The following is a 26,788-nucleotide window of genomic DNA, read 5'->3' on the forward strand; positions in this document are numbered from 1 at the left end:
GCCGTCATCAAGGAATGCAAGCCAAACGACCAGCAACGAGCCAAACATCAACCCCAGCGCCCAAGCGCCGTGGCAGCGGTTCATCACGATCACGCCGAGCTGCTTTTCAAGTCGTCCGGCATAGACGTTTAAACAAACTTGCATGAACGCCATCGCGACACCAAACATCATCAAGGCCAAAAAGAGTGTCGCCTGTGATGTCGCCATAAACGGCAAGATCAAAACCGCGCCCTGTATCGGGAACATGACGCGTAGAATCCGCCGAGGTCCTAAGCGCGGCATCACACGACTTGCAATCTGAAGGCTAGGAACAGTCGCAACCGGCAGACCCAAAAGTGCGATGGCCAGCTCAGCTTTGTTCAAGCCAAGGTTTGCTTTCACAACTGGGATCAAAGCAATCCACGCTCCAAACGCCACGGGGTGGAGCGAAAAGATGAGCATTGTAAGAAGTGTCGTACGTTTGGCGTCAATCATGCGCCGACACTACCGGCACATGTTAGGATTAAAAGAGGAGACTTTAGGCCCGACTCATGGCCCGATTTTTTGACCGGTTCTTTGGCCGATAGCGATAAGCGACCAAGCCAATGAGAACTGCCAAATAAACGAGTGGTTCGATCTGGAACCCTTTGGCCAGCCAAACATAGTGAAGCGCGCCAAGGATCGCCGCCGGGTAGGTCAGCCAATGAAGCCGTCTCCACGCAATCGCACCCATTTTGCGGACAGAGTAATTGTTGGACGTGATGGCCAATGGGATCAAAGCAACGAAACTGATCATGCCGACGGTGAGATAGGGACGTTTGACAACCTCAGTCCAAACCCGTTCCAGGCTTTGAACATCCAAGATCGCGAAGACGAGGAAGTGGGCCAGAATGAAGAAAAACGTCATGACCCCGATTGCGCGGCGGAATTTGATCAGGCTGATCCCGAAGGTTTCGCGCAGCGGGGTGATCAACAAGCCCACAACAAGCAGTTGGAGACCAATTTCACCATATTCACGTTCCAACGCATTGATCGGCTCAGGCCCGAAGGCGCGCGTGAATGCGGCGAGATAGAACAGGTAAACCAGCCAACCTGCGCCGACTATATATATAGTCCACGTTGGCACCTTCCGCGCCGCGGTGTTTATGGTCCCCACGATATCCATTAGTAGAATTCAGATAGATCCATGCCGTCATAAAGACTGGCCACTTCTGCTTCATATCCGTTGAACATCAGCGTGGGTTCACGGCTGGCAAACAATCCACCTCCGATCACTCGGTGTGAACTTTGGCTCCAACGCGGGTGATCCACATTCGGGTTCACATTACTATAGAACCCATATTCCCGCGCATTCGCTTTGTTCCAGCTGGTTGGCGGCTCATAGTCAGTGAGAGAGATGCGCACGATCGACTTGATCGACTTGAAGCCGTATTTCCAAGGAACAACCAAACGCATTGGTGCGCCATTCTGCTTGGCAATTGGTTCGCCATAGATACCGGTTGCCATAATCGTCAGCGGGTGCATCGCTTCATCAATGCGCAGACCTTCGACATAGGGGAAGTCCAACACGCGGCGCTGCACGCCAATCATGTTCTCTGGCTGAACGACAGTTTCAAAAGCGACGTATTTTGCTTCCGACTGAATGCCGACTTTATTCAAGATGTCTGCAAGCTCGATCCCGTTCCAAGGCACGACCATTGCCCAAGCCTCAACACAGCGGAACCGATAGATGCGCTCTTCCACTGTCAGACCATCCAGCAGGTCTGCCGAAGAATAATCGCCGGGATTGTCGACCAAGCCATCCACTTTGACGGACCATGGTTCGATCTCAAGCTTGTGGGCATTGGCCGCTGGGTCGCTTTTGCCAGTACCGAACTCATAGAAATTATTGTAGCTGGTGATGTCCTCGAGACTGTTTGGCTGCAAGTCTTCCTGTGCTTCTGCCAATCCAGCAGCAGCAATCGCACCCAAACCTGCGGTTCCGGCCAGAATCTGGCGACGGTTCAAGAACGCCTCTTTCGGCGTTACGTCAGCATGGGTCAGGTCATTCTTCCAGCGGTGTGCCATTCAGGCCTCCAGTCTTTGTCTCGTCGTTATGTAGGAAGCCTATAAGGCATTTACTTGGAAATGAGTCTCACGTTGTCGCCAGCGATTTGTAACGTTCCTGCAGAATATCAAGTGGGACAGAGGATCCGTCGGCCTGAACGATGCGGACATGGCTGCGTTTCATCTGCCTTGGCTCACTCACGCCAACGGAATGGGCGATAACCTCGACCTCTTTCACAATGCTTTCGGCATATTTGGCCACGCGCTGATATTTCTCTTCAACCACCAGTCCCTTTTGGAACCGAGGGTCATGGGTGGTAATGCCGGTCGGGCAGGTATTCTTGTTGCACTTCAACGCCTGGATACATCCAAGGCTAAACATGAAACCTCTAGCGGAGGTCACAAAATCCGCACCAGCACACAAGGCCCATGCCACATCGCTCGGGTTCACAAGTTTGCCGCTGGCGATCAGACGAATGCGGTCTTTTAAACCTGCTTCATTCCTAAGACGCGCGACGTGCGGCAACGCCTCCCTAATAGAGACGCCCACAAGATCGATCAAAGGCATAGGAGACGCGCCTGTTCCGCCTTCCCCGCCATCAAGCGAAATAAAGTCAGGCGCTGACTCGTGGCCGCGTTCATTGATGAGCGCGAAAAGCTCCTCGAAAGCGGCTCCGCTCCCCATGACAGTTTTAATACCAACAGGCAGGCCAGACACCTCTCTCACCCGCGCGATGAAATCCAACAGGTCTTCAAAATCATCAATCTCGACGTGACGATTAGGGGAAAGACTGCTTTCGCCAATCTTGATCCCGCGGATTTCTGCAATCTCTGCGTTCACCTTTGATGCAGGCAGAATGCCGCCTTTGCCCGGTTTGGCGCCCTGTGCGAGCTTTATCTCGATCATTTTGACCTGATCGTGCGCCGCTACTTTACGAAGTTTGTCTTCATCCAGATTTCCCTCTGGATCACGCACCCCATACTTTGCCGTGCCCATTTGAAAGACCAGATCGCAGCCACCTTCTAAGTGATAAGGGCTCACTCCGCCCTCACCTGTGTTCATCCAAACGCCAGCTTCCGCACAGCCTTTAGATAAGGCACGCACCGCAGGTTTTGATATTGCGCCGTAGCTCATGCCCGACAGATTGAAGATTGACGGCGCCAAATAAGGCTCACGCGCGTTCGGGCCGATCAACATCGGTTCGGTTTTAGCCGCTTGCTCATCCAAAGGCGGAAAGGCCGCATTTACAAAGATAGGAGTGCCCGGTGTCGCCAAGTTGCGAGTCGACCCAAAGGCGACAGTATTCCCCTTGCCGCCCCCAGCCCGCGAAATCCATTCGCGTTGCGCCCGGTTAAACGGCAGTTCCTCGCGATCCATCGCAAAAAAGTACTGTCGAAAGAATTCGCCCAGCGCAGAGAAGTAGTGCCGGAAACGCCCCAATACTGGGTAATTCCGCCGGATCGCATCCGTGCGTTGGCTCCGGTCAATGATGAAGGTGATGATGACAACCAGAACAATCAGCCCGACAACGAGAATGAACAGAACCGCTAAAACGGAAATCACATTGATCGTGAAGGCAGAGAACATGGGCGACATCATGGGCGAGTTCCTTTTGAGGTTGTGTCGCACAAAACGTAGCCGCCCCTTTCAGGTCAATCCCACCCACGGATTTGAGATAATTCTCACGTTTTCGATCACGTTTTTGTGAATGGAAAGATTTTCAACCTGCGGCTTAGTCCGCAATCCTTTGTCGTCAAATGCCATCAGCAACAATCCCCAGTGATCCATTGTGAACCACCTGCGTAACCACGGCACGAAACATAAAAATTGAAAGGGAACTTCCTATGCTACGCAGAACAGTACTCGCACTTACAGCTTCCTCCGCTTTTGCCTTCCAGGCGTTTGCGATGGGAAACGACAAAGACATCGTCGACACAGCTGTTGAAGCTGGTTCTTTCACAACATTGGTTGCTGCAGTTCAGGCAGCTGGCCTTGTTGACACACTCAAGGGCGACGGCCCATTCACTGTGTTCGCTCCAACTGATGAGGCGTTCGCAGCTCTGCCAGAAGGCACAGTTGAAGGTCTGCTCGCAGATCCAGAAGCACTTGCAGCGATCCTGACATATCACGTTGTCCCAGGCAAAGTGATGTCCGGCGACCTGACAAACAACATGATGGCACCAACGGCAAACGGTCAGGACGTTACAATCATGACTGAAGGCGGTGTTATGGTGAACGACGCTAACGTCGTTGCTGCTGACGTTGAAGCATCAAACGGTGTCATCCACGTCATCGATAAAGTGATCTTGCCATCCAGCTAAGATCAAATTGGGGCGCCGCAACCTCCCACGGCGCCCCACTCCCAAATCAAAGCCTAGTGGACGATGGCATCGTCCGGCTTTGGCTTATTGCTGACCGACAATCGGTCCCCGACGATCAGCCCATCAGCACCCGCTGATACCGACACAGTTGATCCGTCCAACACATCACCAGCCAAGATCATCTCGGCCAACTGGTCTTGCAACGCACGTTGGATCACCCGCTTCAAAGGCCGCGCGCCAAAGACAGGGTCGTATCCTTCATCCGCAAGCCAGGTCATCGCGCCGTCATCAAGATCAAGCGTGATGTGCCGGCTCGCAAGGCGATCGGTTAAACGACGCAGCTGAATTGCTACGATCCCAGCCATATCCTCACGCACCAAACGGTCGAAAATGACTGTCTCGTCCAGACGGTTAAGGAACTCTGGCCGGAAATGCGCGCGGACCGCGTCCATAACATCGCGCTTCGCATCAGAAGCATCTGCCCCATCCGGCAACTGGCTCAAGGCCTGCGCTCCAAGGTTTGACGTCAAGATGATCAACGTCTGCTTGAAATCGACCGTCCGGCCCTGACCATCGGTCAGAACACCATCGTCCAACACCTGTAACAGTACGTTGAAGACATCTGGATGTGCCTTTTCGACTTCATCGAACAGCACGACCTGATAAGGACGCCGCCGCACGGCTTCGGTCAAAACGCCGCCTTCATCGTAGCCGACGTAACCCGGAGGGGCACCAATCAAGCGTGCGACCGCGTGTTTCTCCATGAACTCAGACATATCAATGCGGACCATCGCGCTGTCGTCATCAAATAGGTACTCGGCCACTGCCTTGGTTAACTCGGTCTTTCCGACACCAGTAGGCCCAAGAAACAAGAACGACCCAAGCGGACGGTTTTCATCGTTCAGACCAGCGCGCGCACGACGCACTGCGTTGGATACAGAGGTCACAGCCGCCTTTTGGCCGATCACGCGCTTGCCAAGCTCTTCTTCCATCCGAAGCAGCTTTTCGCGTTCACCCTCCAACATCTTCGATGTCGGAATACCAGTCCAGCGCTCGACCACATCGGCAATCTGTTCGGGGCGAACCGCTTCCTCGACCATCAGGTCGTCATTGTCTTCGGCTTCTGACAGCTTGCGTTCAAGGTCGGGAATGACGCCATAGGACAGCTCACCCGCTTTGGCCAAATTGCCTTCGCGCTTGGCGATGTCCAATTCAGCACGTGCACGGTCGAGCTGCTCTTTCAGCTCGCGAGAACCTTCCAATTTGGCACGCTCTGCTTCCCACTTCGCGGTCATCTCAGTGGCACGGTCTTGCAGGTTGGCTAATTCCTCATCCAACTTGAGCAACCGATCTTTGGAGGCTTTATCGTCCTCTTTCTTCAGCGCCTCTTGCTCGATCTGCAGCTGCATGATTTGACGATCTAACGCATCCAATTCTTCTGGCTTACTGTCCACTTCCATGCGCAAACGTGACGCGGCCTCATCCATCAAGTCGATGGCCTTATCCGGCAGGAACCGATCCGTGATGTAGCGATGGGAAAGCGTTGCCGCAGAGACCAGAGCGCTGTCCGATATTCGAACACCGTGGTGCAGCTCATACTTTTCCTTAATCCCTCGCAGGATCGAGATTGTGTCTACAACCGTCGGCTCTTCTACAATCAAGGCTTGGAAACGCCGCGCAAGTGCTGCGTCTTTCTCTACATACTTGCGATATTCGTCGAGCGTCGTCGCACCGATACAATGCAGCTCGCCCCGCGCCAAAGCAGGTTTTATCAGGTTCGCCGCATCCATCGCGCCATCGGTCTTACCCGCGCCAACAAGCTGATGCATTTCGTCGATGAAAAGGATGATCTCACCCGCAGCCGCCTCGATCTCTTTCAAGATCGCTTTCAGGCGTTCTTCGAACTCACCACGATATTTCGCACCCGCGATCAAAGCACCCATGTCGAGCGACATGAGTTTCTTGTTGCGCAAGCTCTCCGGCACATCACCGTTCACGATGCGCAGCGCCAAGCCTTCGGCAATGGCTGTTTTACCGACTCCAGGCTCACCAATCAGAACCGGATTGTTCTTTGTCCGGCGTGACAACACCTGCATAGAGCGGCGAATTTCTTCGTCACGTCCTATGATGGGATCGATTTTCCCTTGCTCAGCCGCTTCGGTCAGATCACGCGCATATTTGTTCAACGCATCAAAACTGTCTTCGGCAGTCGCACTATCAGCTGTCCGCCCTTTGCGAAGCTCATTGATTGCCGAATTAAGTCCCTTGGCCGTCACCATGCCAGCGACCAACGCCTCTTTAGCTTTTGATTTCACCACTGCCAGAGCGGTCAATAGCCGCTCTACAGGCACAAAGCTATCGCTCGCCTTACTCGCCAATTTCTCAGCTTCGGCTAAAACACGACCAGTCGCCGCATCCATATAAATCTGGCCAGATGCCCCTGTGACCTTTGGAAGACGGGCAACCGCTACATCCACCGATTGACGGACGCTCGCCGCATCGCCTGCGGACTTCGTAATCAAATTTGCAGAGAGCCCTTCCTCATCATCCATGAGAGCTTTCAACAAATGTTCCGGCATCAAAGATTGATTGTTCTCGCGCATCGCAATCGTCTGAGCAGCTTGAATAAAGCCGCGCGAACGCTCAGTGAACTTGTCTAAGTTCATCTTTCTCTCCTTATCAAAGCACCCTCTTCATCACGCCTGCTTTGCAGCACATGACCTATTTGGGCCTCCCACTCTAAATGGGGATCGTGAACTCCGCTTGCAAGCCAACCGGAGGATTAGGGGAAACGTTTGAGATTCTTCCCAGTATCGTTGCCAAGGGAGCCGCAGCATAGTCGAGGCGTGAGTGGAGGACATACGTTGTCTGCCAATTTGAGCGCCAAAGGATGAGTTTTCTTCTCGTCTCACCTTCCGGGCGCGAACTAAGGCAAAGTTTCGACTTCTTTCGAAGTCACAGGGTTTGACCCAAAAATGCTGTTAGGCCGCAGTTGTGACCCAACCAAAGCTGTTTTCGGTTTCCGGCGTTCGTATGTCCCAGTGTGGCGTCGGAATTGTGGGGTAGGTAACTGCCGCACGGGAGGGCGCAGTCTGCCCCAATCAGACTGCGCCCGACCGCACTACGCCAAAGAATTGCACCCAGATCAGTGAGCCGCTACATGGCGGAGGACCGAGATAGGAGTTTCCCCATGTCTGATGATCGCCTCATAGTCGCGCTTGATGTCCCGAACGTTCTCGATGGCCTCGCACTGGCTGAAAAACTGGGCGACACCGTGAGCTTTTATAAGATCGGGCTTGGGATGCTCACCGGAGGCGGGCTCGCCCTTGCCAATGAGTTAAAGCAAGATCATGGCAAGCGCATTTTCCTAGACATGAAGTTCTTCGACATCGGTGCAACTGTCGAAGCGGCTGTGAGAGGGATCGCTCAATTCGATCTGGATTTTCTAACGGTCCATGGCGACCCTTATGTTGTGCGCGCGGCTAAAGAAGGGGCCGCTGGCAAAGACCTTAAGATTTTGGGGGTGACTGTGTTGACGTCTCTGGACCGGAGCGACCTCGACGATGCTTGCATCAAAGACGGTGCAATCACCGATCTGGTGCAGGAACGGGCCGGAAAAGCACTGGAAGCTGGTGCAGACGGTGTCATCGCCTCCCCCCAAGAGGCCTCCCTCATTCGGACACTTCCCGAAGCATCAGGCAAACTGATCGTGACGCCGGGCGTTCGCCCGTCCGGTGCCGACTTGGGCGACCAAAAGCGGGTTGCGACACCAGCTCAAGCCATCGCAGACGGTGCGGATCACATCGTGGTAGGTCGACCCGTTTGGAAGGCTGCCGATCCCAAATCAGCGGTTCAATCCATGCTTTCTGAATTGAATTCGCCGCAAGCTCTGACACCCAACAGGTAAACTGCTGTCACGTCAGCGTGACACCCTCTTTCGTTCTGTTTCGCCTTATCCAATATCGAATTCAGACGCAGAACAGGCACGAAAGAGGAGGCCAACATGCAACGCATTCAACTTGGCGACGTCCGCTACAACGCCAAACATGGCGCATTTGAAGCTCGGGTAGATATTCACCGAGACGGACAAGTTTTCCGATACCCTTGCGAAGTCAAAGGCCCTCTGAACATGGACATCGATCGGGTTCGCGAGCACCTGACGCAGCGCGCCTTGAACATGTCCGACACGCCCCAGCGGCTCCACTCACATTTTTGAGCCTGCAAAGTGAATGCCGATCGGTAAGTCCCCAACCGACGGCAACTGCCCTTTGCGACTGGCCCGATACCGCGCGTATCGGGCCATTTTTGTTTAATCGTTGATGTCACGATCCCAGATTTTGACCTGACCTGTCTTGAGGCCAAAGACCTTGCGCATTGCCAGATAGGCAACCAAGGACAAGACGGCGAAAATCACCAGCAAGAGCGGGAGAGACAGTCCGGTTAAACCAAGCAGAAGAAGCACGCCCATCACCAATGCTCCGATAGCGAAGCCGAGGAAGATGTAGCCGGGCACGATGACTTCCAGCGTCGCTAACGCAAGTGCCGCCGACATCCAAACCCACCATTCCAACCAGAGCGGCATTACTTCGATCCTTTCAGCATCTTAAACGCATCACCAAACGCTTCGATCACATTGGCCGGAAGCAATATGGTTTGATTGCCTTCACCATCGCCTAATCTATTGAGCGACTCAACTTGCTTGAGCGCCACCTGATACTGCGCTGCCTCTAGACCATTGTCAGCAATTGCTTTCGCGACCACTTGAGTTGCATAGGCTTCCGCGTCAGCCGCCACGCGTCGCGCCTTGGCTTCTTGCTCCGCCGCATAAAGATCGGCATCCGCCTGAAGCTCAACCGCGCGCTTGGTGCCTTCGGCTTCCGTCACCTGCGCACGACGAGCACGTTCTGCGTTCAATTGCTGCAGCATCGCGGCCCGCGTTGCATCGTCCAAATTCACATCCAGGATTTCGGCACGCGTCACCTCAATCCCCCAATCATCAACCTGTTGGGCAACTTGATTCCGCACCGCTTCGATTAAGTTCGCACGGTTCGCTTGCACCTGATCCAATTCCATCCGACCGATTTCAGAGCGCACAATGCCCGCTACAGTCGTCATGATCGCCCCGTCTACATCGCGGATACGATAAACCGTCTTTTCCGGTTCGATAATCCGATAGAAAACAGACGTCTCCACCTGAACCAGCACGTTGTCAGAGGTGATCGCGTCTTGCGTGCTTGTCGGCAGCTGGCGTTCTAGGATGGACACCTTGTGACGCACGCGATCCAAAAACGGTACGATGAAGTTAATTCCCGGCCCGAGAACAGACCGCAACCGTCCTAGACGCTCGACGACGTATTTCTGCGACTGAGGGACGATCCGAACCCCGGCCAAGATGCAAATAATGATAAATACGGCGAGCAGCAGATAGACGATATTCTGTCCGATCAGTTCTTCAAATTGCATAGAGTAGTCTCCTTATGGCTTATTCACATATTTGTGTTCCAAGCCCAATTTTCAATGTGTTGGCGGTTTAAACGGAAGAAATGCGACGATCTTAAGGCGTTGAAAAATATCAATGATTACTCTGGAATATCCGCTTGAGACCGTCTGGTTTGCCAATCGCCCAAACGCGACACGTAAGACGGCACCATGTTGGGAATTAAGAGGAATTCACTCATGGAGACCAACTTCCATCCCTGCCCTTCATCGCCAAAAACGATCTTGGCTTCATGCGACGCCGGCAGTCGCGCGACAAAGAAAAAGACGTGAACATCTGGTCGGAAATTGGCGCGATACCTGCGTTTCCAAATCAAATCTTCGGGCTGAAGATCCAACCCCACTTCCTCTTTGGTTTCTCTGATCAACGTGTCTTCGGGTGTCTCGTTCCCCTCGCGACCGCCGCCAACAAAATCCCACATGTTCGGATAGGGGATATCCGGCTTGTCATCGCGCAAGCTGATCAAAAGCTTGTCGCCAATAAACAAGGCGACTTTGCACCCATGGAAACTTTGTTCTGCCATTGTTCTCGTTTCTCAGCTTTCGTAAACTGCCAACATGCAAGCCCTATGCAGAGACTGTCTAACCACCTTCGACACCGAAGGGCGATGTCCGGCCTGCCGCAGCCCACGGGTAACACGGCATCCAGAGCTTTTCGACCTATCCATTGCGCATATGGATTGCGATGCGTTTTATGCATCGGTCGAAAAGCGCGACAATCCAGAGCTTGCGGATAAGACTGTCATCATCGGCGGTGGCCGCAGGGGAGTTGTGTCGACAGCTTGCTATGTTGCGCGGATCAAAGGCGTGAAATCAGCGATGCCGATGTTCCAAGCCTTGAAGCTTTGTCCTGAGGCTGTAGTAGTTAAGCCAAGGTTTGAAGCCTATACCGAAGCCTCCAAAGCGATCCGTTCAATGATGGATGAGCTTACGCCTGTTGTCGAACCTTTGTCCCTGGACGAAGCTTTCATGGATTTGACCGGCACCGCACGCCTGCACGGTGCACCGCCTGCGGTAATGCTGGCGCGATTGGTCAAACGGATGAAAGACGAGCTCGGTCTAACCGGTTCAATTGGCCTGAGTCACAACAAGTTTTTGGCAAAGGTGGCATCTGATCTGGATAAACCGCGCGGTTTCTCGATCATTGGGAAGGCCGAAACAACGGAGTTCCTTCGCCCCAAGTCAGTCCGCCTGATCTGGGGCATCGGCCCAATGGCACAAGAAAGCCTCGCGAAAGCAGGCATTCGGACCTTTGATGACCTCCTCCGCTGGGATCGACGCGATCTACACGACCGGTTTGGGGGTATGGGGGAGCGATTGTATTCCCTCGCTCGAGGCGAAGATGGGCGTCGGATTTCGCCCCATACACCCGTTAAAGGCCTATCGAACGAAACCACCTTTCATGAAGACACCAATGACGTTGATATTCTTGATGGCCATATCTGGCGCATGTCCGAAAAGGTCAGCGCGCGCGCTAAGGCAAAGGATATGGCGGGTCGGGTTGTGACCCTAAAGCTCAAGAAATCCGACCATAAGCTCGTGACGAAACGGCAATCGCTCTACCACCCAACTCAATTGACTGACGTCATTTATCGCACCGCGCGTGGACTCTTTGATCAGGTTGGTGACAAGGGGCCTTATCGCCTTTTGGGGGTCGGCATCAGCCAACTCGCCAGCGCGGCTGATGCCGACCGTGAAGGGGATCTGCTAGACCCAGGCGCGAACCGGCGCGCTCAAGCGGAACATGCGGCTGACGAAATAAGAGAAAAATTCGGTAAGGACGCGATTATCAAGGGGCGGGCGCTGCGTTAGGCGTTCAGAAAATTAAGAAATTTTCTGGCCAAAACTCTTTTCAAGAGTTTTACTGCACACAGGATCAACACCAACAAAGGGAGGGCACAAGCTGAGCATGCGTATCATCCGCCGACTTCAGCATGGTCCCCGTTCTGCCCTGCAAATCCGTTTGTAGGGCTGACCAAAATCCGGTCTGCCCAGTCCCGCGCTTTGGCGCGCACATCATACTGAAAGACCAAAGATGTCCCTGATCCAAATAAACTCCCTCGGTGTTACCTTAAGCGACCCACTCTTTTCTGACCTTACGTTCACACTCAACAAAGGCGACCGCCTTGGATTGATCGCCGCCAACGGCCGCGGGAAATCGACGCTGTTGTCGGTAATTTCTGGAGGGCTGGAACAAACTACTGGTGAAATCACAACCGCGCGCGGCCTACGCGTCGGCGAAGTGGCGCAGTATATCTCCGCCGACCAATTGAACCTGACACTTTATGATCTCGTTCTCGCGGCCCTTCCACAAGATCAAGCCGACTACGAAAGTTGGCGTGTCGATGTTGCGCTCAGCGACCTGAACGTCCCTTACGATATCCAACATACAACTCTTTCGGAACTTTCCGGCGGCTGGCAACGCACTGCCCTTCTTGCAGCGACTTGGATCACAGAGCCTGATGTGTTGCTCTTGGACGAACCGACCAACCACCTCGACCTTGGGCGGATTGGCCTTCTTCAAAACTGGCTCTCTGGTCTTCCGAAAGATACAGCCGTCATCCTCACCAGCCATGACCGCGCTTTCCTCGATGAAGTGACAAATCGCACGCTCTTCCTAAGGCCAGAACGATCGCGGATCTTCAATGCGCCGTTCAGCACGGCACGGCAGGAACTCGACATTGCGGACGAAGCGGACGCTCGAAAGTTCGCAAATGATCTCAACAAAGCCCAACAGTTGCGAAAACAAGCCGCGAAACTCAAAAACATTGGGATCAACTCAGGTTCAGATCTCTTAGTTGTAAAGACCAAGCAACTGAATGAACGCGCAGCCAAGTTAGAAGCCGCTGCCAAGCCCGCCCACACAGAGCGGAGCGCAGGCGACATAAAACTCACCAACTCCGGCACTCACGCGAAAGCACTGGTGACGTTGGATGAACTCGACGTCGAAACTCCAGACAGCCGCCTTCTATATAAGACTGGAAAAAAATGGATCGCACGCGGAGACCGTGTTGTTTTGCTGGGATCAAACGGAACCGGCAAAACCACGCTTGTACGGCAGGTTCATGAGGCGCTGTTGGGTCAGGAGTCCCCAATCAAATCTGCAGCTTCGGTTCAGCTTGGATACTCGGACCAGCATCTTACGCAGTTTGACATGACAGACACACCAATGCAGGCCGTTACCGGTGCGTTCGATATCGGCGACCAACGCGCGCGGGGCCTTTTGGCGGGTGCCGGTGTCTCAATTCAGATGCAAGACACTAAGATTGAGGCGCTTTCGGGGGGTCAAAGGGCTCGTCTGGCAATGCTGATCCTTCGCCTGCAAAACCCCAACTTTTACCTTTTGGACGAACCAACCAACCACCTCGACATCGAAGGTCAGGAAGTGCTGGAGCATGAACTTTGCGAACACGGCGTATCCTGTCTGTTGGTCAGTCACGACCGCAGTTTTGTCAGAAACGTCGGCAACAGATTCTGGCAAATCAAGGGAAAGAGGCTCGAAGAAGTCGACGGACCTAGCGACTTTTTCGCGCAGGAGCTTCGTGCCTCAGATTAACCTTGTCAAAGGGGTCAGCAGTCACCGCCCGCGACCATCTCGACTTCGGAATAGCGGCCCTGATCGGTCGTTATCTTCGCGCAGGCGCCTGTCGCCGGGTTGAACCAATAGTTTGTTAGGCCTTCTGACCTCGCCAATTGAAAGCCTAATCTTTGAATGCCGAATTCGGCCTGGCCGGCACGCGCGCCTTGAAACGCGGTTAGGTCTGATGAACTGCCAATTGTGGGAAGCTCAACGTCGCTTACCACTTCTGGCTCATTACAAGCTGTCAAACCAAATGCCAAAACTACACCCGCGGTTGATACTAAAGTCTTCAAAAGTCTGTCCTTTCTAAAAGTTAGCGGATCATTCAATTCCGATGCCGATGTCAAAGGTGACGGGCTGCGCACCTGCATTTACCACCTCGACAACATGATCGCCAGATTGCCACAACTGCCCTTGGTACGGCGTGTCAGAGGAAATCAAATCCAACAAAAGAGAGCCATCGGGATTGAAAATCTTATAGTCCAACGCGCCGCCCCGCGAGCCAACATCGACACGAAGAAATTGCCCATCTGCCGCGCCCAATAGGTACCGGACGGAAGTTTCAGGGTTTAGAGTTGTGGACATGACTGTCCCACTTTCGCCAGATGCAAATTGAACTCGTCGATCGCCCGACACAATGGGGAGGCCGTCAGAGAGCGCCATCACATCCGACGCTGCAGAGCCGTCAACGACACTGAGTTCGGCGACGACGCCATCATTGGCAACGAGACATCGCCAGATGGTATCACCGCTGTCTTGCAACATCACCAGAGAGTTAGCTTCAGAATATTCGCGCGACAGGACCGTCCCGCTTTGGCCGTCAGCGCCACCAACGACGCGCAGTTGGTCTATACAACCATCAATCGCAGCCTGACCAACTTCGGCGGATTGTAGCAATGTTGGTGTCACGGAAAGACAAAGTGCAACGAGATAAGGACGCAAAATTCGTACTCCCGAAAAGAGGGGATTCATAAAATTGCGATCGATGGTGCCATTTCAACTTCAAGCTGTCAAAAAATGGCCTAACCGATAGGAACGCCCTAAACCATCAAGGCGTCAATCGCGGTTTTGGCTTGTTCCTTTAACGCTTCAGTCTCGTCCAAAATCTCTCGCGCTTTGTGGAAGTCTAACGCAAAGAACTCATCGACCGGTGGGCGGAGGAGAACGGTGTTTGGGTGTTTCGCCGCATTTGTACGAACGATGGACTTCTGCATGAGTTGCCCAGCCACATAGTTGACGTCGAATAATCCGGGCCTTTCTGTTGGGTCACCCGTCGCGCCGCCAGTTACATCTACCGCAACCACGTGGTCAGCCAGATCATGGACCACTGAAATGGGACAAGGGTCTGTTGCATTGCCGTCGATGAAAAAACGACCGTCCTTCTTAACTGGCAAGAACACACCCGGGATCGCGGATGATGCGGCAACCGCAAATCGGAGATCGCCTTCGTCGAAAATGTTGGCGCATTCACCATAATAATCCGTCGCGGACACTTTCAGCGGTATTTCAAGCTCCTCAAATGTCCGCGGAAATTCATCCGGCAAAACGCCTTCAAGCAGGCGCTCCAAATCCAACTGACCGAAACGAAACCCGCCTTTCTTGAAGAATGACGTGAAACTTTCGCGATTTATCCTCGTCATATCACGCAGAAGCCCGAGCGGATCATCGAGACCGCTCTCAATCTCTGCAACGAGTTCATCAGAGGTTATCCCCGCGCAGTAGGCCGCTCCAATGATCGACCCAATTGAAGACCCTGATACCGCGACCGGTCGAATGCCGAGTTCTTCGAGCGCTCGCAAAACGTGAATGTGGGCCAGCCCGCGCGCACCGCCGGCGCCTAACGCCAAAGAAATCGTTGTCATGTGCTATCTCGCTTCAAGAAATGCCAAATTAGCGAAGGCTTAAGGCGGTTTATTACTCTGCCGCTAGCTGATCTTCGGTCGGCCGACCAATTGCAGCAATCTCCGCAATCACGCCCATGAGCAAACGCCGCAAGTTCTCGTAATTTTCGTTCGGTTCTAATGTGGTTTCGTTCAAATAAAGCCCGCGATCGATCTCAATTTGGATCGCGTGCTGGCCGCGCGATGGTCGACCATAGTGCTGCGCGATAAACGCACCGGCAAAGGGCATATTCCGCGCGACACGAAGCCCGGCATTGGTCATCGCCGCTTCGACACGCTCCATAACTGACGACGCAGCCGTCGCACCGAAACGATCCCCAAGAACGATATCTGGACGCGGGGCACCCGGTGGCCCAACGTTTTCTAAGGCTTCATGCGGCATGGAATGGCAATCGATCAGGATCGCCTCGCCAAATTTGTTTTGGCTTTCATCCAGAAGCGTTTGCAGCATGTCGTGATAGGGCCGCCAATAGTGCGAAATGCGATGATGCGCCTCGTCCAGCGTCATTTTCCCTCGATAGATCGCACGACCGTTTGCTACGACCCGTGGAATGACGCCCAAACCGCTGGCCACCCTTGGGTTATGCGAAATCCGACGCACGCCTTCGATCAATGCCTGATCGAGCTCTTCGGGGGCACGGTTTAAATCTACATATGACCTTGGGGCCAAGGCGGTCAGCAAAGGCGCGCCAAATTCAGGTGCGCTTCTAAACAACTGATCAACAAAAACGTCTTCCGAAGACCGGATCTGCTGCTCGTCGAGCACCGATTTCCGTAAGAAAGAGACAGGATAGTCGCGACCACTGTGTGGCGACGCAAACACAACCGAGGTTGTGCGTTCCTCTGGACGCCGTAAGTTGTAGGTCGCTGCGCTCATTTCGCCTCCTGCTTGGGATATATGATAGACTGATTTGCAGTTTTATCAAAAGGCCTTGATCCCCTAAGCGACTCCTTTTATAGCACGCGAACCTGACGCGGTTCGCCCCGCGTCCTGTTTGTTTATGGGACAAGGGCGGCAGCATTAAGGCCATGGACGATTAGCTCAGCGGTAGAGCACTTCGTTGACATCGAAGGGGTCACTGGTTCAATCCCAGTATCGTCCACCATGGAATTCACCGCACCTTTGGGTGCAAACGCAACTTCGGCGTCACCGCGCGCCGCGACAATGAGGACAGGTACATGAAAGTACGTAACTCCCTCCGCTCGCTCAAGCAGCGTCATCGCGATTGCCGCGTCGTGCGCCGTAAGGGCCGCGTCTATGTAATCAACAAGACGCAGCGTCGGTTCAAAGCCCGTCAGGGTTAAGAAATCCGAACCAAGAGTATTGTAAGGGGTCGCCTCGCGCGGCCCTTTTTGTTTTTGTTTGGCCTGACGAAACAACGAAATTTGGCATTTTTCATCTTGCTGCTGGTCAGCGGTCCGCCATTTGGACTACGGTACCTGCAATTTAGTAAGGTAAAGGATTTTGTTCCATGAAATCATTCCATCTTAAGTCAGCGGCTCTTTCCTGCGCGATGTTATCGTTCGCCGCGCCATTGGCAGCCCAAGAATTTTGCGCAGGTCTTGGTAGTAGCGGCGTCTGGATAGGCGGCTCTGAAGGGTCCTCCGACATTGCGACGGCAGATAACTATCGCGAGCAAATGGCTTTGGTTCTCGGTGGCTCCGAATACGTTTCTGTCTTTACGTTGAGCCAGCCGTCAAATGTTCGCATTGAAGCGCAAGGTCGTGGTTCAGGTGATCCGTTGATCGACGTTCTGGATCAAAATGGCTCTCTGGTCGTGTCCGATGACGACTCAGGTGGGAATGGAGCCTCCAGAGCAGAAATTCCTCTCGATGCCGGCACATATTGTGTGTCGACGAGAAGTTATGACTCCTCGCCGATGACCGCGTTTGTACGGATCGGGCGCGAAGAACAGGAACCGCTCACCGATGGTGTGGCAAATACGTCCACGAATACGGGATCAGGTTCAGGAGCGCTGGGGTGTGCAGAGGCAGACTCAATCGGCGTCCTCTCCACCACATTGCAAAGTGAATTGTCGGTCAACCAAGCGCCATTCTTGCGGTTCACTTTGGATGCGCCATTGACCTTGTCGCTTACAGCAGAAAACCAAGACGCCGATCCGGTTCTTACCCTCTATGACGGTGACGAAAACTATATCGACGAGAACGACGACTCGGATGGGCTGAACTCTCGCATCGATGTCACCGAAACGCTTCCCGCTGGAGACTATTGCATCGGACTTGACGCTCTGAACGATGCAGACCTTCCGATCCTTGTGACCGTTTCGGAGTATGATCCGGCCGCGGCGCTTATGGCCTTGGTCGATCGGGCTGAAGCTGCTCCACCACTCGACGGTACTGTTGAAATCGCAGATTTGGGTGATCTGGCCACTCGGATCAGACGAGATGCACAAGTCACTGACAAAGCAATGTGGTTCAGTGTGAATGTTCCAGAAGGTGGATTGATGCTCATCGAAGCAATCTCTGTCGATGGCACCGGCGACCCCCTTGTCGCACTCTACGACGACTTTGGGCGCCAAGTCGCTTTGAACGACGACTACGGCGACGGGCTTGATTCCCAAGTCGCTGCACGCATCGGTGCGGGCACCTATTACATCGGTCTGAAAGAAGTTTCGCCCGACTCACAAAGTTTCATCCGCATGGGGCTGGAGCGGTGGGTGCCGGCGAAATAGCCAAACACTCTAAGTGAATCCGCCAAGCAGCGGATTTGCTTACTCGACCCTCAAAAATATGTTTTTTTTTCGGCAGCTTTTTGTTACAAAGTTGTCGTAGCGCCTTACTGTTTGGGGCGTTTGGTGTGGAGTGTTACTTAGTTTCTGAAGTTTGCTCTACGAATTGATGGAGTAAACTTATGAAATTCAAAACAATCTTGAGTGGAGCATTTGCTGTTATCGTGGCAGCGACTGGAGCTAGTGCAGCGACTTTGGACTTCACATCTGACAGCATCAACGTAGCGTCTGCCATCGGGTCACAGGATGGCGTTGGCTATGCGATCACCGGATCAGGTGGAAACTTGCGTGACTCTACTCACTGGAACAACGTGGGATGTGCGCCAGGGTTTGAGTGTACTCAGGGCGACAATGGCCGGTACGATGTCGGCTTCGGCATCACAGGGCGCAACAACAATGAGATCGACACCACTAGGCAGATCGCGGAATATGTGAGCGTTGATTTTACGACCGGTGCGGTACGATTGAACAGCTTTGCGGGCATGCTGACCTATGAACGGGGATCTGCGACTTCAGATAGAAACCCTGATTCTGGAGAGGCTGTGCGCCTCGACTACTACCTCAACGGCATGCTGAAGGGCACATTGACTGCATTTCCATCTTTCTTCGTGAACGAGAACGGTGGCAACTTTGACACTGTCGGCCTCGCATCATACGCTCTGGATGGTGACGGTGTATTGACTGACGAAGTACGCTTCTATGCAAGCGGATTTGGTTCTGGTGGCGACGACGGTAGTTTGAATGTGACTGCTGCTGGTCTAGAAGTTACGGCTGTACCTCTGCCTGCTGGCGCTTTGCTTCTGCTAACTGGGTTGGGCGGAATGGCCGTTATGCGCCGCAAAAAGTCGAACGCTTAAACAAACCAAAAAACAAAGTAAAAGGCGGGCAATTGCCCGCCTTTTTTGGTTGAGCCTAAATGAATGCAGATGTCAGCTCTCTATTCTGCGGCATACGAAGCCGACGCCTTTTCCACCCGAACCGCAGAATATTTGAACTCCGGTATCTTCCCGTATGGGTCAATCGCTGGGTTCGTCAAAATATTCGCCGCTGCCTCTACATAAGCAAACGGCACGAAAACCATATCGGGTGATACGGCTCGATCCTCGCGGGCCATAATGGTGATCGACCCTCGCTTGGTCGTCAGCGTCACATGCCCACCGGGCTCGACGCCTAGCTTCCGCAACGTAGACGGATGCAAGGAACAATTCGCCTCTGGCTCCACGGCATCCAGCACTTTTGAGCGGCGGGTCATCGAACCGGTATGCCAATGCTCCAACTGACGACCGGTGGTCAGCACCATTGGGAATTCAGGCGTCGGCATATCATCAGGCGATACGACCTCCGCCGGGGTAAACTTCGCACGGCCTTCGCTACGTGGGAAAGCATCGCCAAACACGACAGACTGACCCGGGTCTTCCGGTGACAGCGATGGATACGTCACCGCACCTCCTTCGAGGCGTTCCCATGTAATATTGTCGAGGCTGCGCATGTTAATGGCCATCTCAGCGAAGACCTCGCTTGGGTGTTTGTAATCCCACGGCAAGCCGCAGCGTTTGGCTAGCTCAACCTCAATCCACCAATCCTCTTGCGCTTCACCGGGAGGCGTCACAGCAGGGCGCAACATTTGAACGGTGCGGTTGGTGTTAGAGACTGTACCACTCTTTTCATATAGCGCCGAGGCCGGAAGGATCACATCGGCGTAGTTGGCGGTTTCGGTGATGAAGATGTCTTGCACCACAAGGTGATCTAGCTTTGCCAAAGCATCCCGCGCATGTTCCACATCGGGATCAGACATTGCTGGGTTTTCTCCCAGGATGTACATCGCCTTGATTTTGTCCTCATGCACCGCGTCCATAATCTCGGTGACGGTGAGGCCCCTTTCATTACTGAAATCGCCCGAATTCCAAACGTCTGTAAAGGCCGATCGCACGCCATCGTCCGTCACCGTCTGATAGTCCGGCAAGAACATTGGGATCAGACCTGCATCAGAAGCACCTTGCACGTTGTTTTGCCCACGCAACGGGTGCAGACCCGTACCCGGCCGCCCAACATGGCCGCACATCAAGGCGAGCGAGATCAGGCAACGGGAGTTGTCTGTACCGTGAATATGCTGGCTGACGCCCATACCCCAGAAGATCATGCCTGCCTTGGCAGTCGCAAAGTCGCGCGCAACTGCACGAATAATGTCTGCGTCGATGCCGCAGAGCTCTTCCATTTTCTCAGGTGGGAAGCGTTTCAGGTGTTCTTTCTGAGCGTCCCAATCTTCGGTGAAAGCGGCGATGTACTGTTCATCGTATAGCCCCTCTTCAACGATCACGTTCATGATGCCGTTCAACATGGAGACGTCGGCGCCCGGCTTGAACTGCAGCATATGCGTCGCAAAGCGGCGCAAACTTTGGTTCCGCGGGTCCATCACAATCAGCTTGCCGCCACGCTTGGTGAACTGTTTGAAATAGGTCGCAGCAACCGGATGATTCTCCAGCGGGTTCGCACCGATGACGATGGCGACATCTGCGTTTTCGATCTCGTTAAACGTCGCTGTCACAGCACCAGAGCCGACGTTCTCAATCAACGCCGCAACGGAAGACGCGTGGCAAAGACGGGTGCAGTGGTCGACGTTGTTGTGACCAAAACCCTGACGAATGAATTTTTGGAAGAGATAGGCTTCTTCGTTGGTGCACTTTGCAGAGCCAAAGCCCGCAACCTCACGCCCGCGCCCTTTCAAGCCGTTAGCTGCGAAATCCAAAGCCTCGTCCCATGACGCTTCGCGGAAGAATTCTTGCCAATTGTCAGGGTTTACGTTCAAACCCTTCGCTGGCGCATCTTCGCGGCGGATCAGAGGTTTCGTCAGGCGGTGCTGGTGGTGGATGTAGTCATATCCAAACCGGCCTTTGACGCACAAACGCCCCTCGTTGGCTGGGCCGTTGATGCCCTCCACATATTTAACCTTGTTGTCTTTGACCTTGATCGAAATCTGACAACCAACGCCGCAGAACGCGCAAACGCTTTTCACTTCACTGTCATAGTCGCTCCGGTCCCCAACCTGATCGCCATCCATCAAGCTCGACGGCATCAAAGCTCCGGTGGGGCACGCCTGAACGCATTCACCACAGGCGACGCAGGTAGAGGCACCCATCGGATCATCAAAGTCGAAGGTGGGGTAGGCATTATGACCACGACCGGACATCCCGATCACGTCATTGACCTGCACCTCGCGGCACGCGCGCACGCACAGGCCGCACTGAATGCAAGCGTCCAAATTCACGCTCATCGCGACATGGCTGTCGTCCAAAAGCGGGATGTGGTCCTGTTCCATCGCGGGGAAACGGCTGTCAGAGACATCTTGCTTTGCCGCCATATCCCAAAGGTGAGAAGACTTATCGCGCGCAACCTCTTGTTCTGGCTGGTCTGCGACCAAAAGCTCCATCACCATACGACGCGCCTGAACCTCGCGTGGCTGGTCGGTAGTTACAACCATGCCTTCGGAGGGTTCGCGGATACAAGACGCCGCCAGTGTACGCTCCCCTTCGATGGCGACCATACAGGCTCGGCAGTTTCCGTCGGAGCGGTATCCCGGCTGCGGCTTGTGGCACAAATGTGGGATCACCAAGCCCCGCCCGTTGGCGACTTCCCAAATGGTTTCACCCGGCTCTGCCGTGACCTGTTGCCCATCCAGAGTGAATGTAATCTTCTCTGACATCGGGTCTCCCTTCCTTAGCTTAGGAAGGAATAAAGCACAGCTGGCAAGGTTACGTCAGCCCATGCACGACATGCGCACATGGATTTCCGCCACCAGAGTGCAAGAAAGTAGGACTTAGGTTTCCGAAAGAAGACAGCGCTTAGTAGAATAGAGCGACGTTATTGATCAAAATGATCCTAATAATCTCAATCCCGATCAGCGCGACAATGGGCGAAAGATCGATTCCCCCCATGTCAGGAAGGATATTGCGGATCGGACGATAAATCGGCTCCAGAATACGTTGCAGGCCATACCAAATTTGCCCAACAAGAGGCTGACGCACGTTCAAAACATCGAAGTTGATCAACCAACTCATGATGAAATGAACAAAGATAAACATGCGTGCTACACCCAGCAGCAACATCAAGATATCAAAGATCGACGCCATTCCGTCCTCCGTATTCCGTGACACCGCAGGTAAGCCTTACATTTCGAAAGAACAAGTGCCTGCCGTGAGGTCAAGGTTGACGTTTACGTAAACGTAATCACATTTCTTTGTGAAAGGAGATCGCCATGTATCCTGTGATCCGCATGGGGAAAGAGTTTTTTGCCCATCGAAACGCGCCCGACCTACCCGTTCTAGGTATTCACGTGTCACACCATCGGTGTTGGCCGCAGGATATCGATGTATTCATCGAAATGAACAATGGGCGCATCCTGACGATCCTCGATCTTGGGCGTACTATTCTAGCCAAACGGGTCGGCTTGCTGCGCACGCTCAAAGAAAACAGCTGGGGCATGACCATGGCGGGGGTGTCTGTCCGCTATCGGCGTCGGATCAAACCTTTTGTCAAGTTTCAGATGGTGAGCCGTTATATCGGCTGGGACGACAAATTCTTCTACCTGGATCAGTCGATCTGGATTGGGGAAAACTGCGCTGTGCAAGCCCTCTATCGATCTGCCATCACGGATGAGCATGGTATCGTGAAACCCGATCGCGTGTTCGCAGCGGCAGGCTATACCGATGATCGCCCGGCATTGCCCGATTGGGTTCAAAACTGGATTGATGCCGAAAGCACACGCATTTGGCCACCGGAGGCCGGAGAAAACATCTGAGCCTTCTCAGGGGGTTGCGTGCTTCAACATCTCGTTGTCTAGTGACCGAAAGGGATGAGGGGCGATATGGCAGCTGTGAGCAAAAAGCGCATCTGGGGATGGATGACGTTCGATTGGGCGACGCAGCCCTACTACACCCTTGGACTTACCTTCATTTTCGGCCCCTATTTTGCCGTCGTGGCAACTGACTACTATCTCTCGCAAGGACTGGCTGACGCAGAAGCAAGAGCGCAAGCCCAAAGCATCTGGGCCGGTGGTCAGACAGTGGCTGGTTTGGTCATTGCTTTCACCGCTCCATTCCTAGGCGCTTTCGCTGACAACACCGGGAGGAAACGGCCGTGGATCGCACTCTTCTCTGTCATCTATGTCATCGGTGCGGCCGCTCTTTGGTACATGAAGCCCGATACATCTTCGCTCTTCCTGTTCCTCTTTATCTTCTACATCGGCTTTATCGCAGCAGAATCCGCGTTGAACTTTGTCAACGCGTATCTGCCTTCAATGGGTGACGATGATGAAGTTGGGAAAGTCTCAGGGTCCGGTGCAGCGTTCGGCTATTGGGGCGGCTTGGTGAGTGTTATCATCATGCTCGCCTTCTTTGCGGAAAGTGGCGACACAGGAAAAACGATCGCAGGCCTTAGCCCCGTCTTTGGCCTAGACCCAGACCAGCGCGAAGGCACCCGCGCCGTCGGTCCGTTTATTGCGATCTGGTATGTCCTTTTCATCATCCCCTTCTTCATGTGGGTTAAAGATGACCCAGAAGATGCCGGCGAAGTGCCGAAGATGTCTAAGGTAATCTCTGACCTCGTCACAACGTTGAAGCGCGTTGGACAGCACAAGAGTACAGCCAGTTTCTTGATTGGCGGCATGTTTTATCGCGACGCCTTGAATGCGCTCTACGCGTTTGGCGGGGTCTATGCGACTTTGGTTCTGGGTTGGACTGTCGCAGAACTCGGGCCATTCGCGATAGCGTCAATCATCGCGGCAGCGGTCTTCACTTTCGTGGGTGGGCGTTTTGATGCAAGGGTTGGTCCAAAGCCTGTGATCAAGGTCTGCATCTACTTCCTGATCTTTGTATGCGTTGTCACCGTTAGCCTGTCGCGTGAATCTTTATTCGGTATTCCACTACCAGAGGGGTCCAATATTCCGGACATCATCTTCTTCATCATCGGATGTATGATTGGTGGCGCAGGTGGTGCGCTCTACGCTGCATCAAGGTCGCTCATGGTACGACATGGCCATCCGGATCGACCTACCGAGACATTTGGCCTTTTTGCTTTGTCTGGAAAAGCCACCGCGTTCCTTGCGCCCTTGCTGATTAGCGTATTCACAGCGGCGACGGGGAACGTCCAACTCGGCTATCTTCCGCTTATCTTCCTGTTCCTCCTTGGGCTTATCCTGCTAAGGTGGGTCAACAAGGATGGGGACCGCGCAGAATGGGCCGCTTCGCAGCAGTAATCGCATTCCTTCTCGCTTTGGCCGCGTGCCAAGGCGACAGCGATACGACGTCAATTTCGACACAAAACAGCAACGACACGCGTGTCGCAAAGAACCTCTTTGGCGCTGCTGATGTCGGGAGCCAACAGCGCGCGCAGGCCTTCGGCGGATACTCCCGCGGTTGCATGGCGGGTGGAGTGGAACTGCCTGAAACAGGGCCTACATGGCAAGCGATGCGGCTTTCGCGAAACCGCAATTGGGGAAAGCCGGTTCTCATTGACTACGTGCAAGACCTCAGCCGTTTTGCGGCCACTCAACCAGGGTGGGAGGGGCTCTATGTTGGCGATCTTAGTCAGCCTCGCGGCGGGCCAATGCTTTCTGGCCATGCCAGCCACCAGATCGGATTGGATGCGGACATCTGGATGCTGCCCCCAGATCGTTTGAACCTGACGCGGGACGAACGTGAGAACCTGTCTTCTATTTCAACACGACGTACGGGAGGCGCTTATACCAACAGCAACTGGACGCCGCAGCACGAAGCCATTCTGAAAGCGGCCGCATCAGACCCTCGAGTTGCTCGGATTTTTGTCTTCGCCGGTGCAAAAGTTGCAATGTGTAACTCCGCCACCGGAGATAGAAGCTGGCTCAATAAAATCAGACCATGGTGGGGTCATCACTATCACTTCCACGTTCGTTTGAATTGCCCAGCAGGTGACGCAAACTGCACGAACCAACCTCCGCCGCCACCGGGCGATGGCTGCGACGATGCACAAGGTTGGGTCGACCGCATCCTGAACCCGCCACCACCCGACCCAAATCCGCGCCCACCTCGCGGACCTATCATAATGGCGCAACTTCCTGGTCAATGTGCAGGGGTTCTGACGTCTAACTGATGAAACGACTTTGCCTATGTTTCGCGCTTTTCTTAAGCGCAACGTCTGCCTGCGCTGGCGCAGAGCTTATGTCTGAAACCGTTTGGTATCGTGACACGCCGCGTTTCGGGGGCATTTCAGCAATTGAGGTGGACGAGAACGGATCGAGTTTCGTCGCGATGTCGGATAAAGCTCATGTCATTCGGGGGACGTTGGTTCGATCCGAGGGCGAGATTTCTGACATCGAAAGCGGCGCTTTGAGGAAACTCAAAAACCGCTGGGAGCGGAATCTCTGGACTGGCTACAATGACTCGGAAGGTCTGGCCATCGACGAGAATGGCCGCCTCTATGTCTCCTTCGAAGGCCCTGCCCGTGTATGGTTTTATGCCGATGAACGGTCTGCCGCAGTAGAACCGCGCGCCCACCCAGACTTTGAGAACATGCAAGACAATTCGAGCCTCGAAGCCCTCGCCATCGATCAAGAGGGTTGGGTCTATACCCTCGCAGAACGATCTGGTCGGATCACCCGACCATTTCAAGTGTATCGGACGAAAGGGCTGGACTGGGAGAAATCCTTCCAAATCCCGAGGCGTGCGCCCTTCCTTCCTGTTGGTGCTGATATTGGACCCGACGGCTTGTTTTACCTGCTTGAACGGGATTTCACAGGCATCGGCTTCCGCTCGCGCGTGCGTCGATTTGACCTCGAAGGCGGCAATGAAGAAACACTCCTCGAAACCGCCAACGCCACACATGACAACCTTGAAGGCATCGCCATCTGGCGCGACCCTGAAGGGTATATCCGCATTGTCATGGTCTCCGACGACAATTTCAAATGGTACCAACAAACCGAGATCGTTGAATACCGTTTGACGGACGATCGATAGAACGGTACATGCCCCCGTCCGCGCATGGTGTGCGGACCAAGTGCCGCACCCTTGCCAAAACGGAACACATGACATGACACGTATCCTTCCCGGCGTTCTCGCCATGGCCGCCATCGTGGTTGCCTCAAACATCCTCGTTCAATTTCTGATCCTCGACGGATTGCTGACCTGGGGGGCCTTCACCTACCCGCTCGCATTCCTTGTCACAGACGTCATGAACCGAGTGTACGGCGTCGGACCGGCGCGGAAGGTTGTGTTTGCGGGTCTCGTTGTCGGCATCATCTGTTCCCTCATCGGGTCGCAAATCCAGCTAGAGTTTGGACCTGCGGTGCCGATCCGCGTGGCCATTGGCTCCGCGACGGCCTTTTTGGTCGCGCAACTTTTGGACATTTCTATCTTTGATCGCCTGCGCGATGGCAATTGGTGGACGGCGCCACTGGTGTCGACATTTGTGGGATCAATCGTTGATACCTTCATCTTCTTCAGCGTCGCATTCTCCAGCTTTTTCAATGGCTTCAGCGCTGCGGCGGCCGAGCAGGTCAGCTGGGCGCAAGAGATCGTGCCATTCTTCAACGTTGGCCCCGACGCCCCGCTGTGGGTCACGCTGGCTGTCGCTGACTGGTGTGTGAAGATTGCCGTCGCTTTGATCGCGCTGATCCCGTTCCGCATCATTGTTGGGCGGATTACACAACCGGCCACATAACCGCGAGATGTTGTGAGAATTATCTT

At 54.0% G+C, this 26,788-nt stretch carries 27 protein-coding genes and 1 tRNA gene (1 of these 28 running past the window's edge); 14 read left to right on the top strand and 14 right to left on the bottom strand.

The features are described from left to right. The 4 genes from BUA85_RS09845 to BUA85_RS09860 all read right to left on the bottom strand — a co-directional run. Positions 1 to 474: the 5' portion of an MFS transporter gene (locus tag BUA85_RS09845; protein ID WP_072900754.1), read on the bottom strand. Its footprint begins 693 nt before the window's first position; the window shows 474 of its 1,167 coding nt (coding positions 1-474); it begins with the start codon at positions 472 to 474; its stop codon lies beyond the left edge, outside the window. A gap of 43 nt (positions 475 to 517) precedes the next feature. Then, on the bottom strand, positions 518 to 1,144 hold the full coding sequence (msrQ, locus tag BUA85_RS09850) for a protein-methionine-sulfoxide reductase heme-binding subunit MsrQ (RefSeq protein ID WP_072900755.1): 627 nt from the start codon (positions 1,142 to 1,144) through the stop codon (positions 518 to 520). Next, positions 1,144 to 2,046 carry a protein-methionine-sulfoxide reductase catalytic subunit MsrP gene (gene msrP, locus BUA85_RS09855; protein WP_072900756.1) on the bottom strand — a complete coding sequence of 301 codons (903 nt, stop codon included), beginning with the start codon at positions 2,044 to 2,046 and terminating at the stop codon, positions 1,144 to 1,146. Before msrP ends, msrQ begins: the two co-directional genes overlap by 1 nt. 67 nt (positions 2,047 to 2,113) lie before the next feature. Beyond that, a complete protein-coding gene (locus tag BUA85_RS09860; protein WP_242649040.1) occupies positions 2,114 to 3,625 on the bottom strand; it encodes an FMN-binding glutamate synthase family protein in 1,512 nt (503 codons plus the stop codon). Between the two features lie 245 nt (positions 3,626 to 3,870). Here BUA85_RS09860 and BUA85_RS09865 point away from each other — a divergent pair, with 245 nt between their 5' ends. Beyond that, positions 3,871 to 4,347 carry a fasciclin domain-containing protein gene (locus BUA85_RS09865; RefSeq protein ID WP_072900757.1) on the top strand — a complete coding sequence of 159 codons (477 nt, stop codon included), beginning with the start codon at positions 3,871 to 3,873 and terminating at the stop codon, positions 4,345 to 4,347. Between the two features lie 53 nt (positions 4,348 to 4,400). On the opposite strand, the gene clpB is transcribed toward BUA85_RS09865, so the two are convergent. Further along, the gene (gene clpB / locus BUA85_RS09870) at positions 4,401 to 7,013 is read right to left on the bottom strand and encodes an ATP-dependent chaperone ClpB (RefSeq protein WP_072900758.1); all 2,613 of its coding nucleotides are present in this window, start codon (positions 7,011 to 7,013) and stop codon (positions 4,401 to 4,403) included. A gap of 524 nt (positions 7,014 to 7,537) precedes the next feature. Between clpB and pyrF the strand changes: the two genes are divergently transcribed. After that, positions 7,538 to 8,254, top strand: a complete 717-nt coding sequence (gene pyrF, locus BUA85_RS09875; protein WP_083526239.1) for an orotidine-5'-phosphate decarboxylase — start codon at positions 7,538 to 7,540, stop codon at positions 8,252 to 8,254. Between the two features lie 96 nt (positions 8,255 to 8,350). Further along, positions 8,351 to 8,563: an orotidine 5'-phosphate decarboxylase gene (locus BUA85_RS09880; protein WP_072900760.1), complete on the top strand. Its 213-nt coding sequence runs from the start codon at positions 8,351 to 8,353 to the stop codon at positions 8,561 to 8,563. 93 nt (positions 8,564 to 8,656) lie between these two features. Here the strand turns inward: BUA85_RS09880 and BUA85_RS09885 are convergent, their stop codons facing one another. From BUA85_RS09885 to BUA85_RS09895, 3 genes are all read right to left on the bottom strand, one after another. Then, the gene (locus BUA85_RS09885; RefSeq protein WP_072900761.1) at positions 8,657 to 8,929 is read right to left on the bottom strand and encodes an NfeD family protein; all 273 of its coding nucleotides are present in this window, start codon (positions 8,927 to 8,929) and stop codon (positions 8,657 to 8,659) included. Continuing rightward, entirely contained in the window at positions 8,929 to 9,810 is an 882-nt protein-coding gene (locus tag BUA85_RS09890; protein ID WP_072900762.1) for an SPFH domain-containing protein, read from the bottom strand. The genes BUA85_RS09885 and BUA85_RS09890 overlap by 1 nt, the downstream gene beginning before the upstream one ends. Before the next feature lie 116 nt (positions 9,811 to 9,926). Next, a complete protein-coding gene (locus tag BUA85_RS09895; RefSeq protein WP_072900763.1) occupies positions 9,927 to 10,367 on the bottom strand; it encodes an NUDIX hydrolase in 441 nt (146 codons plus the stop codon). Between the two features lie 34 nt (positions 10,368 to 10,401). Here BUA85_RS09895 and BUA85_RS09900 point away from each other — a divergent pair, with 34 nt between their 5' ends. Then, on the top strand, positions 10,402 to 11,655 hold the full coding sequence (locus BUA85_RS09900) for a DNA polymerase IV (protein WP_072900764.1): 1,254 nt from the start codon (positions 10,402 to 10,404) through the stop codon (positions 11,653 to 11,655). Positions 11,656 to 11,878: 223 nt separating this feature from the next. Beyond that, a complete protein-coding gene (locus tag BUA85_RS09905) occupies positions 11,879 to 13,399 on the top strand; it encodes an ABC-F family ATP-binding cassette domain-containing protein (RefSeq protein WP_072900765.1) in 1,521 nt (506 codons plus the stop codon). A gap of 14 nt (positions 13,400 to 13,413) precedes the next feature. On the opposite strand, the gene BUA85_RS09910 is transcribed toward BUA85_RS09905, so the two are convergent. The 4 genes from BUA85_RS09910 to BUA85_RS09925 all read right to left on the bottom strand — a co-directional run bounded on the left by BUA85_RS09910 (position 13,414) and on the right by BUA85_RS09925 (position 16,201). Then, complete coding sequence (locus BUA85_RS09910; protein ID WP_131802789.1) at positions 13,414 to 13,716, bottom strand: hypothetical protein; 303 nt, start codon at positions 13,714 to 13,716, stop codon at positions 13,414 to 13,416. A 28-nt stretch (positions 13,717 to 13,744) separates the two neighbouring features. Beyond that, positions 13,745 to 14,332: a hypothetical protein gene (locus tag BUA85_RS09915; protein ID WP_072900767.1), complete on the bottom strand. Its 588-nt coding sequence runs from the start codon at positions 14,330 to 14,332 to the stop codon at positions 13,745 to 13,747. 131 nt (positions 14,333 to 14,463) lie between these two features. Then, positions 14,464 to 15,285: a patatin-like phospholipase family protein gene (locus tag BUA85_RS09920; RefSeq protein ID WP_072900768.1), complete on the bottom strand. Its 822-nt coding sequence runs from the start codon at positions 15,283 to 15,285 to the stop codon at positions 14,464 to 14,466. 52 nt (positions 15,286 to 15,337) lie between these two features. Then, a complete protein-coding gene (locus BUA85_RS09925; protein WP_072900769.1) occupies positions 15,338 to 16,201 on the bottom strand; it encodes an N-formylglutamate amidohydrolase in 864 nt (287 codons plus the stop codon). A gap of 154 nt (positions 16,202 to 16,355) precedes the next feature. Between BUA85_RS09925 and BUA85_RS09930 the strand changes: the two genes are divergently transcribed. From BUA85_RS09930 to BUA85_RS16915, 4 genes are all read left to right on the top strand, one after another. Further along, positions 16,356 to 16,430, top strand: a tRNA-Val gene (locus tag BUA85_RS09930). Positions 16,431 to 16,503: 73 nt separating this feature from the next. Beyond that, positions 16,504 to 16,629, top strand: coding sequence for a type B 50S ribosomal protein L36 (gene ykgO / locus BUA85_RS09935; RefSeq protein ID WP_010141322.1), 126 nt, complete (start codon positions 16,504 to 16,506; stop codon positions 16,627 to 16,629). Positions 16,630 to 16,796: 167 nt separating this feature from the next. After that, positions 16,797 to 18,017 (top strand): pre-peptidase C-terminal domain-containing protein, encoded by a 1,221-nt coding sequence (locus tag BUA85_RS09940; RefSeq protein WP_072900770.1) that lies wholly within the window; start codon positions 16,797 to 16,799, stop codon positions 18,015 to 18,017. A 179-nt stretch (positions 18,018 to 18,196) separates the two neighbouring features. Beyond that, positions 18,197 to 18,931, top strand: coding sequence for a VPLPA-CTERM sorting domain-containing protein (locus BUA85_RS16915; RefSeq protein WP_072900771.1), 735 nt, complete (start codon positions 18,197 to 18,199; stop codon positions 18,929 to 18,931). Positions 18,932 to 19,011: 80 nt separating this feature from the next. Here the strand turns inward: BUA85_RS16915 and fdhF are convergent, their stop codons facing one another. Together fdhF and BUA85_RS09955 are read right to left on the bottom strand one after the other, a co-directional pair. Next, complete coding sequence (fdhF, locus tag BUA85_RS09950) at positions 19,012 to 21,774, bottom strand: formate dehydrogenase subunit alpha (protein ID WP_072900772.1); 2,763 nt, start codon at positions 21,772 to 21,774, stop codon at positions 19,012 to 19,014. Between the two features lie 139 nt (positions 21,775 to 21,913). Beyond that, a complete protein-coding gene (locus BUA85_RS09955) occupies positions 21,914 to 22,201 on the bottom strand; it encodes a YggT family protein (RefSeq protein ID WP_072900773.1) in 288 nt (95 codons plus the stop codon). A 125-nt stretch (positions 22,202 to 22,326) separates the two neighbouring features. Between BUA85_RS09955 and BUA85_RS09960 the strand changes: the two genes are divergently transcribed. From BUA85_RS09960 to BUA85_RS09980, 5 genes are all read left to right on the top strand, one after another. Further along, positions 22,327 to 22,869: an acyl-CoA thioesterase gene (locus BUA85_RS09960; RefSeq protein WP_072900774.1), complete on the top strand. Its 543-nt coding sequence runs from the start codon at positions 22,327 to 22,329 to the stop codon at positions 22,867 to 22,869. Between the two features lie 66 nt (positions 22,870 to 22,935). Then, positions 22,936 to 24,324, top strand: coding sequence for an MFS transporter (locus BUA85_RS09965; protein ID WP_072900775.1), 1,389 nt, complete (start codon positions 22,936 to 22,938; stop codon positions 24,322 to 24,324). Then, a complete protein-coding gene (gene mepA, locus BUA85_RS09970; RefSeq protein WP_072900776.1) occupies positions 24,303 to 25,196 on the top strand; it encodes a penicillin-insensitive murein endopeptidase in 894 nt (297 codons plus the stop codon). The genes BUA85_RS09965 and mepA overlap by 22 nt, the downstream gene beginning before the upstream one ends. After that, complete coding sequence (locus BUA85_RS09975) at positions 25,196 to 26,059, top strand: esterase-like activity of phytase family protein (RefSeq protein WP_072900777.1); 864 nt, start codon at positions 25,196 to 25,198, stop codon at positions 26,057 to 26,059. Before mepA ends, BUA85_RS09975 begins: the two co-directional genes overlap by 1 nt. Before the next feature lie 73 nt (positions 26,060 to 26,132). Then, positions 26,133 to 26,762: a queuosine precursor transporter gene (locus BUA85_RS09980; RefSeq protein WP_072900778.1), complete on the top strand. Its 630-nt coding sequence runs from the start codon at positions 26,133 to 26,135 to the stop codon at positions 26,760 to 26,762. Positions 26,763 to 26,788: the final 26 nt, after the last annotated feature.

Source organism: Cognatiyoonia sediminum (genome assembly GCF_900129845.1).
Lineage (GTDB): Bacteria > Pseudomonadota > Alphaproteobacteria > Rhodobacterales > Rhodobacteraceae > Cognatiyoonia > Cognatiyoonia sediminum.